This window comes from Sulfitobacter sp. 1A15106 (genome assembly GCF_043556995.1).
GTDB lineage: Bacteria > Pseudomonadota > Alphaproteobacteria > Rhodobacterales > Rhodobacteraceae > Sulfitobacter > Sulfitobacter faviae.
In genome coordinates, this window is the sequence record NZ_JBIFFM010000004.1 from 17,190 (window position 1) to 31,290 (window position 14,101).

A 14,101-nucleotide genomic window follows, 5' to 3' on the forward strand; every position below is an offset into this window, starting at 1 on the left:
CTATCCGTGGCAGCCGGGCAGGATCAGCACCGGGGTTAGATTGGCCAGCGTGGCGATGAGCGAGATCAGCCCGGTCCACCATCCCGCGCGCAGAAGGGCGGTCTCATCCCGGTTCAGGTCCGACCGCCGACCGCTATGTGCGCCCCGCCACATCCAAAAGATTTGCACCATCGCCATGGCAAGCGTCAGCACGACGGCGATGATCAGCAAGTGGTCCTGCCCCAGCAGTGCGCGCGGCGCGCAGGCGGCTGAGATCAGCGCGTAGATCAGCGTGAAGTGCAGCGCCCAGAGCAGGGCCGGTTTCGCGATACCTTTGGTCAGACCTTTCATATCGCGCCTCCTGCCAGCAGATAGGCCGCCGCCGTGACCCCGCCCATGATGGCCACCACCTTGGCGAATGTGGCGATGAGCAGGTTGGGCAGCATCTGCCCCGGCTGGACCGCGCCCACGGCTTTGCGCAGCGCATTGATCAGCGACCAGTAGAGCACCACGGCAAGGTATCCCGCCACGAAGGCGAAGAGCGCCCAGCCCACGGCGGCATAGGCTGACCCATAGGGATCGACCTCTTGGATCGACAGGAACAACAGCGCGCCCAAGGCGATGGCCCCCACGGCCAGTCCCAGATCGACGGCGATGACTGAATTGACCTTGGCCCCATAGGCCGCCCGGCGGCTGGCCCAGCTGAACAGCAGCAGGCCCAGAGCGGCGAGGGCTGCCAGACCCGCCATGAGCGGATCAGCGGCGGGTGTCGTCTCGGCCCAATGGGGCTGGGTGTTCCACAGGTAAAGCCCGGCAAAGAGCAAGGAGGCAAAGAGCGCGGCGGAGATCAGCATCGTGCCCACCACCGCCAAATGCAGGTGGCTGCGCGGATCGACGATATTCACCGGCAGGCGCAGTTTGCCCAAGCCGCTGTCGCGCAGCACGCCGCTGTCCGACGGCTCCCAAATCCACGCGGTGATCCCCGCCAGCGCGATGGCGAAACCAACCGCCACCAGCCAATAGGCCGAAGCCAGCGTCGCGCCAAAGCCAAGCGCCAGACCGAAGGCCGTGATCAGCGGCACCCATGTCGGATGCGGCAGGCGCACGATCTGCATCGGCGCGCCGGTCACGGGGTCATTGCCCATGGTCTCGCGCCGGTGGTCGGTGGTGGGGCGCAGCGCCCCTTCGACCTTATGCGCCGGGCGGTCAAGCAACTCGGGCTGATCCCAGAGCGGCTCACGCGAGCGGACGGTGGGAATGGCGTGGAAGTTGAACCCCGGCGGGATTGGCGGAGAGAGCCATTCGAGCGTGCCCGCGCCCCAGGGGTTGCGCCGCGCGCGCAGCCCGTGACGCTGGTGCCAAAAGAAGTCGAAGACAAAGAGCAACACGCCCGCGGCGAGAATGTAAGAGCCGATCGACGACAGCATGTTAAGCCGGTCCCAGCCCAGCCCCTCGGGGTAGCTGGCGATCCGCCGCGGCATGCCGCGCATGCCCGTGAGATGCATCATGAAGAAGGTTACGTTAAACCCGATGAACATCAGCCAAAAGACCCAGCGGCCCAGCGTGTCCGACATCATCCGCCCGGTGAAATGCGGCATCCAGTAGTAAAGCGCGCCGAACATCGGGAAGACGAAGCCGCCGATCAGCACGTAGTGCAGATGCGCCACCACGAAGTAGCTGTCATGGGCCTGAAGGTTGAAGGGCACGGCGGCCACCATCACGCCGGTGAGGCCCCCCAGCACGAAGATGAACAGGAACCCGAGGATGAAGAGCATCGGCACCTCCATCCGCGGCTTTCCCTGTGCCAGCGTGGCGAGGAAACAGAAGATCTGCACCCCCGTCGGGATCGCCACCATCGTAGAGGCGGCGGAGAACAGCGTCAGCGACATCACCGGCAGGCCCGTGGCGAACATGTGGTGCGCCCAGAGGCCGAAGCTGAGAAAGCCCATCGTCACCACCGCCGCCACGGCAAACCCGTAGCCGAAAAGCGGCTTGCCCACGAAGGTCGGCAGCATCGTCGCCACCATGCCCGCGGCGGGCAGGAAGATGATGTAGACCTCAGGGTGACCGAAAAGCCAGAACAGGTGCTGCCAGAGCAGGGGATCGCCGCCAAGCGCGATGTCGAAGAAGGGCAGACCCAAAAGGCGCTCGGCCTCCAGCAGGATCGAGCCGATGATCAGCGGCGGGAAGCCCACGGCAATCATGAAGGCGGTGATCAGCAGATACCACATCAGGATCGGCATCTTGGTGAGGCTCATCCCCGGCGCGCGGGTGCAGAGGATCGCGGCGATGATCTCCACCGCCGCGGTCACGCTGGCGATCTCAGCGAAGGTGATGCCGATGAGCCAGAAATCCGCCGAGAGGTCTTGCGTATAGGCGCTGGTCGAGAGCGGCACATACATGAACCAGCCCCCCGCGGGGGCGGCGTCGAAGACGAAGGACGACAGCACGATGATGCCGCCAAACAGGTAGCAGTAATAGCCAAATGCCCCGAGCCGCGGAAACACGAGGTCGCGCGCGCCCACCATGAGCGGGATGAGATGCACCGCGAACCCTTCAAGCATGGGGATCGCGAAGAGAAACATCATGATCGTGCCATGCATCGTGAAGACCTGATTGTAGGTCTCGGAATCGAGGAAGGTGTTGTCCGGCACGATGAGCTGGGTGCGTACCAGCAGGGCGAGGAAACCAGCGATCAGGAAAAAGACGAAGCCGGTGACGAGGAAGCGTTTGCCCACCACCCGGTGGCTGACCGAGGATAGATAGCGGATGCCCGGCGGGTAATCCCAAATCTGCTCGAACCCCTTGTCAGGCGCGCCCTTGGCGCTGCCGGAATAGGTCTGATCCTCGGGCAGATCCACGACATATGCTTTACGGTCCGTCATTTAAGGCTCGCCAGATAGGCCGAGAGCGCGCGCAGGTCGGGCCCCGGCAGATGGTTGTAAGAAGGCATTTTGGCCCCCGGTTTCATCGCGGTCGGGTCCGCGATCCAACCCGCGAGCGTGCCTTGGTTCATGCGGTACATCCCCGCGCCAAGACTGCCGCGCGCGCCCACGCGGGTCAGGTCGGGCCCAAGCGTTCCGGTCTCAGCCACGCCGCGGATGGTATGGCAGGCGGGGCATCCCGCCTCGACAAAGACATCGCGCCCGCGGGTCAACTCCGTGGTGGCCGCGTCTCGCGCCTCGCCACTGCTGCGCTGCATCCAAGCGTCGAAGTCTTCGGGCTCCATCACGACGACCTCAAAGGCCATCTTGGGGTGCGACAGCCCGCAAAACTCAGCGCATTGCCCGCGGAAACGCCCTGTTTCGGTCGCCATGACCGGCAAGCTGTTCACCCGGCCCGGAATCATATCCATCTTGCCGGTAAGCTTGGGCACCCAGAAGGAATGGATCACGTCGCTCGATTTCAGCCGAAGGGTTACCGGGCGGCCTTTGGGAATGACGATCTCATTGGCGCCGCGCATGGCCCAGCCTTCGGGGTCATAGACCACGTCCCACCAGAATTGCTTGCCGGTCACTTCAATGACCAGCGCTTCTGGGTCTTCCAAGGTGATGCGTTGCAGAATGACGGTGGAAAAGCCCATCAGGATCAGAACCGAGACGAGCGGCAGGGCAATGCCCCCCGCCCAGATCCACCATTTGCGCGGCGCGAGCTTACCGGCGAGGACGCCCCAGACGAAGAGCAGCAGCAGCACGAAGACCACGGCGAAAGCGACCGTCATGCCGATAGTCAGCCCGTTGATCGCCGTGGCGCCGACCCCCTCTGGCGCGAGGGCGGATTGCACGCCGTATTCGCCAAGCGTGGACTGTGCGGTCTCGCTCATTCGCGCACCTCCGATCCCAGAAGATAGGCGGCAATGTCGCGCGCTTCGTCACGTTTCAGGCCAAGGTTCGGCATGGCGGTCTCAGGGCTATGGGCGGGCGGGTTCATCAACCAACGGGTCAGATCGCCGGGGCGGTTCGGCAGAACGCCCGCGACATAGGATTGTCGGGCGAAATCATGCAGGTCGGGGCCAACGGTGCCTTGGGCATCGCGCAGCCCCGGCACGCGGTGGCAAGCGCCGCAGCCATGAAGCCGGATTAGGGCAACCCCGCGCTGCGGGTCGGCATCCAGAAACCGACGCGAGGCGGCTTCGTAATCCGGGGTCTTTTCCACCAGTTCTTGGCGAATGTTGATCCGGGCCCAGTCCGACACCTGCCGCGAGGCTTCTCGGATCGGTCCTGACACAGCGGCGGCAAGGCTGCTTTGCGGCGGCAGGGCCGACCAGACCATCGCGAGGCCGGTCAGCAGCAGAACCGATATGACGGTGAAGACGCGCATGCCTCAGCTCACTGCGTCGGCGCCGTTGAAGGCTCCAACAGAGGTGAGGTTTCGGGCGGCAGCGGCTGCGTCGGGCGGACACGGTTGTAATAGGCGCTGACGGCTTCGATGTCTTTCTGGGTCATCTTCTTGGCGATGGCGGACATCACGTTGTCCACGTCGTTGTCGCGCTTGCCCTCTTTCCACATCTGCAATTGATGCGCCATGTAGCTGGCATATTGCCCGGCAAGGTACGGGACCGAGGGCGGGTTGCCGAGGCCGCTTGGCCCGTGACAATTTACACAAGCGGGCACGCCCCGCTCAGCCGAGCCGACAGCGCCAAGCTGGCCGCCCCATTGCAGGGTCATGCCGTCCACATCGCCCAAAGGCGGGGTATAAGGGGCCGAGATCGTCGCGTAATAGGCCGAAACGGCCTCCATCTCTCCTTCGGTCAACTTCTTGGCGATGCCCGACATGACGCGGTTCTGCCGGTCGCCCGAGGCATAGTCCTTGAGCTGCTTATAGGTGTACCACCCGGCCTGACCGGCCAGCCGTGGAAAGGCGCCCGAACCGTCGCCTGCGCCATCGCCGCCGTGGCAGGTGATGCAGGCCATGCCGCTGTCGCCCGCCTCTGACCCGCCCATCGCGACCAGCCGCCCCAGCTCCAGCACATCGTCGTCGACCTCGGTGTTCACCGTCGCGTTGAAGCGCAGAACGTCGTCTTGCAAACGTTGCTCCATCGCCGAAATGCCGGGGGCGGCCTCGTAATTCTGGGCGCGGATGAAACCGGCGGAAATGCCGAGAACGGCGATCGCGCTACAGGTCGTCAGAACGGTACGGAATGTCATGGGGCGGTCCTTTCGATCTGTCTTAGGCATCCATCAAGGGGCCGGGGTTCGGCAGGTAGTCGCGTTTCATGTGTTCAAGCGTCCAATAGGCGAGGCCCATCAGCGGCCCTGTGGGGTTGTAGCCAAGGTTCTGCGGGAACAGGCAGGCACCGAAAACAAAGACGTTGTGATGGTCCCACATCTGGCCATAGCGGTTGACCACGCTGGTTTCGGGGTCGGTGCCGATCACCGCGCCGCCGACGTTATGGGTGGTCTGATAGGGGACGATGTCATAGTGGCTGTCGATCGCCGCGTTGTTGCTGCCGCTGACGGAAGTCACATTGTCCATCTCGCGGGCGACCTCCATCGCGCGCTGCATCACATAGTCCGACATCTTGCGGTCATTCTCGGGGAAATCGAAGGTCATGCGCAGCAGCGGGCGGCCGTAGGCATCGGTCCATGTCGGATCGAGGTCGAGGTAATTCTCGGGCGTCGAGACCGAAGAGCCATGCACCACCAAATCGGCGTGATGGTTGTAGTTTTCGCGCACCGCGCGTTTCCACTCCGCGCCCCATTTCGGCGTGCCCTCGGGCACCGGCTGATAGCCGATGGGCCGGCCATGGTATTGTTTGCAGGCGATATAGCCGCCGCCGACGAAGCCCAGATCGCTATGGTCGAAATTGTCGCCGTTGTAATCGTCGATCACCACGCCGAGCGCGCCCGCGCCCATATAGGGGTCGGTTTTCACGCTGTCGTCGAAGAAGGCATCGACCCCGGCCACGGTTTGATAGCTGTAGTTGCGCCCAACGACGCCGGTGCGGGTCTCAGGGTCATAGGGTTTGCCAAGGCCGGAGACGAGCATCAGATGCACGTTCCACAGGGCATAGGCATTCATGCAGATCGTATCGGCAGGCTGGAAGATCTCTTCGCCGTTCTCATCAAGATAGATCGCCCCGGTGGCGGTCTTGCCGTCTTCGCTTTTCTCGATCCGCAGCACCTGCGCGTTCAGGCGGATTTCGAAATTCTCGTGGTCCTTGATCCGGTCATAGACGCAGATGATCGGGTCGGCCTTGGCGTAGTAGCCGCAGCCGAAACGCTCGCAAAAGCCGCAATAGGTGCAAGGGTGCAGCTGCGCGCCATAGGGGTTCACATAGGCTTTGGTCACATTGGCCGAAGGCATGGGGAACGGGTTCAACCCCATCCGCTCAGCCGCCTTGCCAAAAAGCGTGTTGGAGATGGGCTGGCGCATTGGCGGGTTGGGGTAATCCGCGCTGCGCGGCCCCTCAAAAACGTTCCCCCCGGCAAGCGCCTCGCCGTTTAGATTGCCAGCCTGCCCGGCGGCTCCGCAAATCCGTTCGAAGAAATCGAGATGGGGTTCAAGCTCGTCATAGGTGACGCCCCAGTCCTGAATGCTAAGCTCGGGGCCGACGAAATCCTTGCCGTAGCGTTCCTCGTAGTGGCTGCGCATCTCAAGGTCAGAGGGCAGGGGCCGCCATAGCTGGCCGTTCCAATGGATGCCCGCGCCGCCAAGGCCCGATCCGGGCAGGAACGACCCCAGCCGCCGCATCGGCAGTGCCTGCTGGTCACGGTTATTGCGAAAGGTCAGCGTCTCTTTCTTGACGTCGACCATATGCTCGTAACGGTGGGCGTATTTAAGCTCGTCATGCTCCTCGGGCGCGCCGAAAGATGTGGCGGTATGGCGTTGTTTGCCGCGTTCCAGCACGACGCAGCGCTGTCCGGCATGGGCCAACTCGTAGGCGGCAGTCAGGCCGGTCCAGCCACCGCCGATGATCAACACATCTGTTTTGGGAAGTTTTCTGGGTGCCATTACTCAGAACCTCCGCCAATCGCACGCGGCGGGTAGGGGGAGCCGCCGCGATCATGGGCAATGCCACGCGGCGGCGGCGTGACCGAGCGTTCGTGTTCATCCACCCGCTCAGTGTAATAGGCATGCGCCCCCGGGAACCCGACCATGCGCCAGCCAGCGTAATCATGATTGCCCAGATAGATTGGATCGGCGAAATACCCCTGCCGTGTCAGCTTCCACAATTCGGCGATCAGAGTGCCTATAAAATCATCCCGGTTCGATAGTTGTTCGACATGATCGGCGCGGGCAGTGGCATCCATCGTGGCAAAATCCCCCAATTGGCGCGCCTGTTCTATCCCCTGGCGGAGAAGTTGGGCCGGTGTGAATTCAAGCTGATATCCCTGTTCGGCCACGGCCCCATCTGGAAAAGGTGGCTCAAGGTAGAGCCCTTTCCCCGCGCCATAGGCCGTGGCCATCTGGTAATCGATAAAGTCGACGACACCGGCTTGCGAGGCCGAGGGAAACTCATCTTGGGGAATGAAAACATCGACCACGGCGGCCATCCACCGCGCTTCGTCATTTGTGAAAAACGCCCAAGGCCGATCATCGCGGGCGGCAAAGGCGTGTTGCACCGGCAATCCGACTGTCGCGGCACCTGTACCAAGTGCGATTTGGGCTAAAATAGCTCGCCGTGAAAAGAGCTTTGCCATAAATTGCGGCTCCGCTTGAAATTTTGGTCTGCATCACATCAACGGTAAACTTCCCGTGGGGTTCCGGAACTTTGTGAACTTTTTCACTAATTCGCGAACGGATCGCCCCCTCGCGCGTTGACCGGGCATGTTTGCAAGCCTTTCCACCCCGATCCTCTTCGCTCTTGGCGGCCTCGCCGGGCTTATCATTCTCGTGACCGGCTACCGTATGACGGGGCTCAGCGACCAGATCGCGGACCGGACCGGCTGGGGGGAGGCGCTGGTTGGCGCGGCTTTGCTCGGCGCGGCCACTTCCATGTCTGGCACCGTCGTCTCACTGACCTCGGCGCTGGACGGGCGGGCCTCATTGGCCTTTTCGAACGGCATCGGGGGGATCGCGGCGCAGACGGCCTTTCTGGCCTTAGCGGATATGATTTACCGTAGGGCCAACCTCGAACATGCGGCAGCTGATCTGGCGAATGTCTTTCAAGCGGGGCTGCTGCTGCTTCTGCTGACGGTGCCGCTGATGGCCTTCACCGCGCCGGAGGTGGCGTTCTGGGGTGTCCATCCCGCCAGTGTCGCGCTGTTCGCGCTCTACGCCTATGGCATGCGGGCCACCGCCCGGCTGCGGGAAGAGCCGATGTGGCATCCGGTATCCACCTCGGACACCCGCGCGGATGAGCCGGAGGACGACGAAGAGGCCGAGAAACCCGTGGGCGCATTGGTCGTGCCCTTTCTGATTTTGCTGGTGCTCATGGGTCTTTCCGGCTTCGCCGTGGCGCGGATTGCGGCGGAAATCTCGGACCGGTTCGACCTGTCGGATACCGTGGTGGGGGCCACGATGACGGCGGTGCTCACCTCTCTGCCCGAGCTTGTCACCACCCTCGTCGCAGTGCGGCGCGGGGCGCTGCAATTGGCCGTGGGCGGGATCATCGGCGGCAATACGTTCGACACGCTGTTCCTGACCCTGTCGGACATCGGGTATCGGGACGGCTCGCTCTATCACGCGATCACGGCGGATGACCTGTTCTGGCTCACCGTGGCGATGATGATGACGGCGGTTCTGATCCTTGGCCTGATCTTTCGCCAGCGCAAGGGGATCGGTTGGGAGAGCATCGGCTTGTTGGTGATCTACGCAGGCGCGCTGGCGGTGCAGGTCTTGTAAATTCACGTAACAAGGGAACTATCTCATCAAGTTACCGTTATCCCCATGATGCTACCGGCCTCGCCCGCCCGAATTTTCAGCAGGAGATAGTCATGAGAAATGCGCCGCTTCTAGCAATTACGCTGATTGGCAGCCTCGCCGCGACGGCACTGCGATCCGAGACTGAGACACCGCAATTCATTCCCCAAGACACGATGATCGCCCTGTCGAGCCTGAATGGCCACAAGATGTTTCTGCCCGCCAAGGATGCGCCGCTGGCCGATATCGACCTCGAAGAATTGAAAGAGCCGATGGAAGGCTGGACCATGGCCGGGCAGGTGTCCGAAGTGGTCATCACCCGCGACGGAACACTGCGCGGCATCATCGTCGATGCGGGCGGATTTCTGGGCAAAGGGGCGACGCGGGTGTTGTCCCTTGATGATCTGCGTTTCCTGCCGGACGCGGATGAAGAGAACGAGTTCTTTCTGCTCTATACCGGCCAGAAAGAAGATCTGAAAGCCGCCCCTGAATACAACGAAGACGACGTGCGCCTGCGCGCTGCCGATATGCGTGAGGGCGGTGAGAAGATCGAGATCGTTAAATTGAGCGATCTGGATTCCGAAGAATTCCTCGGGCTCGCGGTCTTTGGCCAGAACGACAATTGGATCGGTGAAATTTCGCAGGTCACTTTTAGCGAAGATGGCCAGATCAAAATGGTGATCCTCGACATCGGCGGCTTCCTTGGCTTGGGCGAAACGCAGGTCGCTGTGCCGCTGGATATGATCGAGTTGCGCCGTTTGGGCGGGGACGATCTGCGGGCCTATGTCTCGGCGACCGAGAAGCAATTGCAGGAAATGGAGCCTTGGGAAGAGGACAACTGAGCCACTGGCCGCGCGGGCCAACCTCGGAATTAGGCGCAAAGAATATTTTAGGAGAGCATGATGGAGAGCGCGAAATTTGATCTACACCTGATCGACTATGCGATTGTGGTGGCTTATTTTATCGGTGTCGTCGCCCATGGCATTTACGTTTCGCGCAAACAATCCGGCGGGTCCGAGGATTATTTCCTCGCCGGTCGGTCGCTGCCTTGGTATCTGATCGGTTTCTCGCTTTTTGCCTCCAACATGTCCGGCTCCAGCTTTGTGGGGCTAATGGGCGGGGCCTATGCGAATGGCGTCGTGATCTTCAACTACGAATGGACTGCGGCGCTGGTCTTGATCCTATTCGCGATCTTCATTCTGCCGTCTTACCTGCGGGCCAAGATCTCGACCGTGCCGGGATTTCTGGAAGAGCGCTATGACGTCCGCTCACGTCGGGCGTTTTCGCTTTTCACCATCCTTGCCATCATGTTCATCGACACCGCCGGGGCGCTTTATGCGGGCGGCTTGGTCATCTCCAACGTCACCGGCTACCTGAACCTTTGGGCTGCCGTCGCGGTGCTGGCCTTGGTCGCAGGCATCTACACCATTCTGGGCGGGCTTTCCGCGGTGGTTGTCACTGACACGGTACAGGCGATCTTGCTCATCATCGGGGCCGCGGCCCTGTTCTGGATCGGCCTTGATGAGATCGGCGGCTGGGAGGAACTGTTCACCGGCACGCCCGAAGATATGACCCATATGATCCTGCCCGCGGACGATGATTTCCTGCCGTGGACGGGGCTTTTGGGCGTTATCTTGCTCGGCTTTTACTATTGGACGATCAACCAGTTCGTCGTTCAGCGGACATTGGGAGCAAAGGACCTAAAGGAAGGGCAGATCGGGGCCATTTTCGCCGGTTTCCTGAAACTGCCGAACATCTTTTTGATGGTGCTGCCGGGGGTGATTGCGCTCAAGCTCTACCCCGATCTTGAAACGCCTGACCTTGCTTTCCCCACGCTGGCGTTTGAGTTGATGCCGATTGGCGTGCGCGGGCTGATCATGGCGGCGCTGATTGCGGCGATCATGTCCTCGCTCGACTCCGCCTTGAACTCCGCCTCGACCTTGGTGGTAAAGGACTTTGCCGAGCCGATGTTCAACGTGAGCGAAGAACGTCAGGTCTGGATGGGCAAGCTGGTCACCGCGGGCGTCATGGTCTTTGGTGCGATCTATGCCCCGATGATTGCCGGGTTTGAAAGCCTGTTCAGCTATTTCCAATCCTCGCTGTCCTATATCGTGCCGACCATCGTGGTGGTCTATATCCTCGGCCTGATGTTCAAACGGTTGAACGGCAACGGCGCGTTTTGGACGATCATGTTTGGCCTCATCATCGGCATTCCGCTTTTCGTGTTGAAAGAGGTGACGAATTACTGGGCCTATATGGGGCTGCCGGAAATCCACTATACGGTGATGTCCTCGATCATGATGACCATCGGGATCATCCTGCATTTCGGTATTTCCTACGCCACCTCGCCGAAGGAAAAAGAGAATATCGAAGACCTTGTCTGGCAGGGGGAAGAGGCCAAGGAGATCTTTACCCAATGGGAGAAACCGCTGTGGCAGGATCGCACCCTCTGGGCCGGGCTGCTTGTTGTGGCCACGCTGGCGATGGTGGTTTGGTGGGCCTAAGCGATGGAGACGCTGGACCGCATAGCGACAGGTGTTGCGACGCAGCTTGAAGCCGCGCCCGATTTCGTTAGCCCCTTGCTTGCCGTGCTTCTGGCCTGCGCGGCGGGGCTGGCGGCGCATTGGATCGGATCCAGCATTCTCGACCGCGTAATCTCGGAAAAGAACATCACTGGGCGGTCCTTGCTGCGCCGGGCCCGCAGACCGCTGCGCCTTGCTGCCGTGGTCGCGGCGCTCGCTTGGGTGCTGCCGAATGTACGGCTCTATGGCTGGCAGGACGGTGCGGCGCATCTGTTTCTGGTCTTGCTGATCATCCTCGTGGGCTGGACGCTGATCCTGCTGACCAATCATTTCGCCGAACGCGCCGTGCGGCGGCATCGGTTGGATGTCGAAGACAATCTTTCGGCCCGCAAGTTCGTGACCCAAGCGCGGGTGCTGCGCCGGACCGTGACCATCATCTTGGGGATTTTCACCGCCGCTGGCGTTTTGCTGACCTTTGAAAGCGTGCAGAAATACGGGGCCGGGCTTTTCGCCTCGGCCGGGGCGGCGGGGCTGGTCGTGGGGCTGGCGGCCCGCCCGGTGTTGACCAATCTGATCGCGGGGCTTCAGATCGCCATCACCCAGCCGATCAGGCTCGAAGATGTGGTGATCGTCGAAGACGAATGGGGCTGGGTCGAAGAGATTTTCGCGACCTATGTCGTCGTGCGTCTGTGGGATTGGCGGCGCATGGTGGTGCCGCTGTCTTATTTCATCGAAAAGCCGTTTCAGAATTGGACCCGCGAAAGCGCGTCGATCATCGGCACGGTGTTTTGGTATCTCGATTACACGGTGCCGATTGGCGAAATGCGCGCCAAGCTTGAGGAACTGGCCAAAGCCTCGCCCCTATGGGACGGGCAGGTGGTCAACCTTCAGGTTTCCGAGACCGAGAAAGACAGTATCGCCGTGCGCGGTCTTGTCAGCGCACGGACCTCACCACAGGCATGGGATCTGCGCTGTGAAATCCGCGAGAAGATGATCGACTGGCTGCAAAAAGAGCATCCCCAAGCCCTGCCGCGTCTGCGCGGGAATATGGAGATCCGCAGCCGTGATGAGCCGGACATGTCATCGAAAGGTGAGGCTCCGGTGACGCCCTAAAGGGGCCCAGAGCCTACCAAGGAAACGAACAACAAAGGAAAAATAGGTGGAAAATCTCGCACGGCGTCTTGGTCTGAAAACGGACCCGGTCATCTTTTTCATTTCAGCCGGGCTCGCCGCGCTTTTCGTTCTACTGTTGATCGCGGTGCCCGAACCCATCGGAGACATCTTTGCCGTGGGTCGGGCTTGGGTCGTGACCAATCTTGGCTGGTTCTTCATTCTTGGCGTGAATGTCTGGCTGGGTTTTCTGATCTGGGCCGCCGCGTCGCGCCACGGCCATATCCGATTGGGGCCGAAAGGCTCTGAGCCGGAGTATTCGAACCTGTCGTGGTTCACCATGCTTTTCGCCGGGGGCATCGGCACCGTTCTCATGTTCTGGGGCGTGGCCGAGCCGATCAGCCATTTCCAAAAACCGCCCCTGCCGGGGGTGGAACCCTATTCGGAACAGGCGGCGAAAGATGCGATTTCAATCGCGATTTATCACCTTGGGCTGCACACTTGGGCGATTTTCACGCTGCCTGGTCTGGCCTTTGCCTATTTCATCAACCGCTATGATCTGCCGGTGCGCGTCAGCTCGGTTTTTTATCCCCTGCTGCGTGAGGGTATTCACGGGCCGGTGGGCAAAGCCATTGATATCGTGGCCATCTTGGGCACGATCTTCGGCGTGGCGGTGTCCCTCGGTCTCGGCTCTTCGCAGATCGCGGCGGGGCTGTCCGAGCTTTTTGGCTGGGATGCCTCGACCTTTCTGAAGATCATGATCCTCGCCGTGCTGACCATGGTCGCTGTTGGCTCGATCGTGGCGGGCCTCGACAGCGGGGTGAAGCTTTTGTCGAATATCAACATCGGCATGGCAGTTCTGCTGATGATCTTTGTGCTGGTGACCGGATCGACCCTGTTTCTTTTGCGCGGCATTGTCGAAACCGCGGGGCTTTATCTGCAAAACCTACCGCGGCTGGCCTTTTGGAACGATATGCTGGCCAATCGGAACCCGTCGAACGGGGATTGGGGCTGGCAAGGGGATTGGACGGTCTTTTACTGGGCGTGGACCGTGACTTGGTCGCCCTTCATCGGGCTGTTCGTGGCGCGGATTTCGCGCGGCAGGACCATTCGCGAATTCGTCTTCGGCGTTCTGCTTGCGCCGACGGCCTTCACGCTGATCTGGTTCTCGATCTTCGGCTGGCAGGCCATCGGCTTTGACGGTATCGGCACGGCGGCACGGGAAGCGATGGGCGAGCAGGCGGGCGAGATCAGCCGGGCGGTGGCAGAGAGCATCCCCCTCGCGCTTTTCGTCTTTCTTGAGCATTTCCCATTCACGCTCTTCGTCCAAGGCGTGGCGATCATTATTGTGGCGATTTTCTTTGCCACCTCGTCGGACTCCGCTTCACTGGTCGTCGATATGCTCTGCACCGGCCATGCCAAACCCGGCCCCGTGCGCCAGCGGGTCTTTTGGGGTCTTGCCGAAGGGCTGGTCGCGGCGATGCTGATCTTGCTGACGGGCGACACTGGGCTGACCGCTTTGCAGCAGGTGATCACCGTGGTGGGGCTGCCGATCTTCGTGCTGGTCTGCATGATGATACCGTCCTTGGTGCGTGGCTTTAAGCTTGAGGATATCGACAATGTTTCGGTCAACGGGCGGCCAAAGCTAAGGGATTTCTAGGACGGTTTGCAGCGGTCGCGGGAGG

12 protein-coding genes are annotated in these 14,101 nt (G+C 61.3%); 5 read left to right on the forward strand and 7 right to left on the reverse strand.

The window, feature by feature from the left end; translation table 11 throughout:
* From ACGYKA_RS07100 to ACGYKA_RS07130, 7 genes are read right to left on the reverse strand one after another with little or no spacing between them, the layout of a single operon-like run.
* Window positions 1-330 (reverse strand): hypothetical protein, encoded by a 330-nt coding sequence (locus tag ACGYKA_RS07100; RefSeq protein WP_394411126.1) that lies wholly within the window; start codon window positions 328-330, stop codon window positions 1-3.
* The gene (ctaD, locus tag ACGYKA_RS07105) at window positions 327-2,864 is read right to left on the reverse strand and encodes a cytochrome c oxidase subunit I (protein ID WP_394411123.1); all 2,538 of its coding nucleotides are present in this window, start codon (window positions 2,862-2,864) and stop codon (window positions 327-329) included. Before ctaD ends, ACGYKA_RS07100 begins: the two co-directional genes overlap by 4 nt.
* Complete coding sequence (gene coxB / locus ACGYKA_RS07110; RefSeq protein ID WP_394411120.1) at window positions 2,861-3,802, reverse strand: cytochrome c oxidase subunit II; 942 nt, start codon at window positions 3,800-3,802, stop codon at window positions 2,861-2,863. Before coxB ends, ctaD begins: the two co-directional genes overlap by 4 nt.
* The gene (locus tag ACGYKA_RS07115) at window positions 3,799-4,299 is read right to left on the reverse strand and encodes a c-type cytochrome (protein ID WP_394411117.1); all 501 of its coding nucleotides are present in this window, start codon (window positions 4,297-4,299) and stop codon (window positions 3,799-3,801) included. The genes coxB and ACGYKA_RS07115 overlap by 4 nt, the downstream gene beginning before the upstream one ends.
* Before the next feature lie 8 nt (window positions 4,300-4,307).
* The gene (locus tag ACGYKA_RS07120) at window positions 4,308-5,126 is read right to left on the reverse strand and encodes a c-type cytochrome (protein ID WP_394411115.1); all 819 of its coding nucleotides are present in this window, start codon (window positions 5,124-5,126) and stop codon (window positions 4,308-4,310) included.
* A gap of 22 nt (window positions 5,127-5,148) precedes the next feature.
* On the reverse strand, window positions 5,149-6,933 hold the full coding sequence (locus ACGYKA_RS07125; protein WP_394411112.1) for a GMC family oxidoreductase: 1,785 nt from the start codon (window positions 6,931-6,933) through the stop codon (window positions 5,149-5,151).
* Window positions 6,933-7,544 (reverse strand): gluconate 2-dehydrogenase subunit 3 family protein, encoded by a 612-nt coding sequence (locus tag ACGYKA_RS07130; protein ID WP_394411109.1) that lies wholly within the window; start codon window positions 7,542-7,544, stop codon window positions 6,933-6,935. The genes ACGYKA_RS07125 and ACGYKA_RS07130 overlap by 1 nt, the downstream gene beginning before the upstream one ends.
* 205 nt (window positions 7,545-7,749) lie before the next feature.
* Here ACGYKA_RS07130 and ACGYKA_RS07135 point away from each other — a divergent pair, with 205 nt between their 5' ends.
* The 5 genes from ACGYKA_RS07135 (at window position 7,750) to ACGYKA_RS07155 (ending at window position 14,076) form a co-directional block, all read left to right on the forward strand.
* A complete protein-coding gene (locus tag ACGYKA_RS07135; protein WP_271689219.1) occupies window positions 7,750-8,766 on the forward strand; it encodes a sodium:calcium antiporter in 1,017 nt (338 codons plus the stop codon).
* A gap of 92 nt (window positions 8,767-8,858) precedes the next feature.
* Window positions 8,859-9,626, forward strand: coding sequence for a PRC-barrel domain-containing protein (locus ACGYKA_RS07140; protein WP_271689220.1), 768 nt, complete (start codon window positions 8,859-8,861; stop codon window positions 9,624-9,626).
* A 60-nt stretch (window positions 9,627-9,686) separates the two neighbouring features.
* Window positions 9,687-11,288 (forward strand): sodium:solute symporter, encoded by a 1,602-nt coding sequence (locus ACGYKA_RS07145; protein ID WP_271689221.1) that lies wholly within the window; start codon window positions 9,687-9,689, stop codon window positions 11,286-11,288.
* Between the two features lie 3 nt (window positions 11,289-11,291).
* Window positions 11,292-12,419: a mechanosensitive ion channel family protein gene (locus ACGYKA_RS07150; RefSeq protein ID WP_394411101.1), complete on the forward strand. Its 1,128-nt coding sequence runs from the start codon at window positions 11,292-11,294 to the stop codon at window positions 12,417-12,419.
* A gap of 46 nt (window positions 12,420-12,465) precedes the next feature.
* Entirely contained in the window at window positions 12,466-14,076 is a 1,611-nt protein-coding gene (locus ACGYKA_RS07155; RefSeq protein WP_209217566.1) for a BCCT family transporter, read from the forward strand.
* Window positions 14,077-14,101: the final 25 nt, after the last annotated feature.

Excerpts from the sequence above, each read along its gene's own strand:
- ACGYKA_RS07150 (WP_394411101.1), top strand. The coding sequence starts at position 11,292 with ATGGAGACGCTGGACCGCATAGCGACAGGTGTTGCGACGCAGCTTGAA.
- ACGYKA_RS07120 (WP_394411115.1), bottom strand. The coding sequence starts at position 5,126 with ATGACATTCCGTACCGTTCTGACGACCTGTAGCGCGATCGCCGTTCTC.
- ACGYKA_RS07135 (WP_271689219.1), top strand. The coding sequence starts at position 7,750 with ATGTTTGCAAGCCTTTCCACCCCGATCCTCTTCGCTCTTGGCGGCCTC.
- coxB (WP_394411120.1), bottom strand. The coding sequence starts at position 3,802 with ATGAGCGAGACCGCACAGTCCACGCTTGGCGAATACGGCGTGCAATCC.
- ACGYKA_RS07140 (WP_271689220.1), top strand. The coding sequence starts at position 8,859 with ATGAGAAATGCGCCGCTTCTAGCAATTACGCTGATTGGCAGCCTCGCC.
- ACGYKA_RS07100 (WP_394411126.1), bottom strand. The coding sequence starts at position 330 with ATGAAAGGTCTGACCAAAGGTATCGCGAAACCGGCCCTGCTCTGGGCG.
- ACGYKA_RS07115 (WP_394411117.1), bottom strand. The coding sequence starts at position 4,299 with ATGCGCGTCTTCACCGTCATATCGGTTCTGCTGCTGACCGGCCTCGCG.
- ctaD (WP_394411123.1), bottom strand. The coding sequence starts at position 2,864 with ATGACGGACCGTAAAGCATATGTCGTGGATCTGCCCGAGGATCAGACC.
- ACGYKA_RS07145 (WP_271689221.1), top strand. The coding sequence starts at position 9,687 with ATGGAGAGCGCGAAATTTGATCTACACCTGATCGACTATGCGATTGTG.
- ACGYKA_RS07125 (WP_394411112.1), bottom strand. The coding sequence starts at position 6,933 with ATGGCACCCAGAAAACTTCCCAAAACAGATGTGTTGATCATCGGCGGT.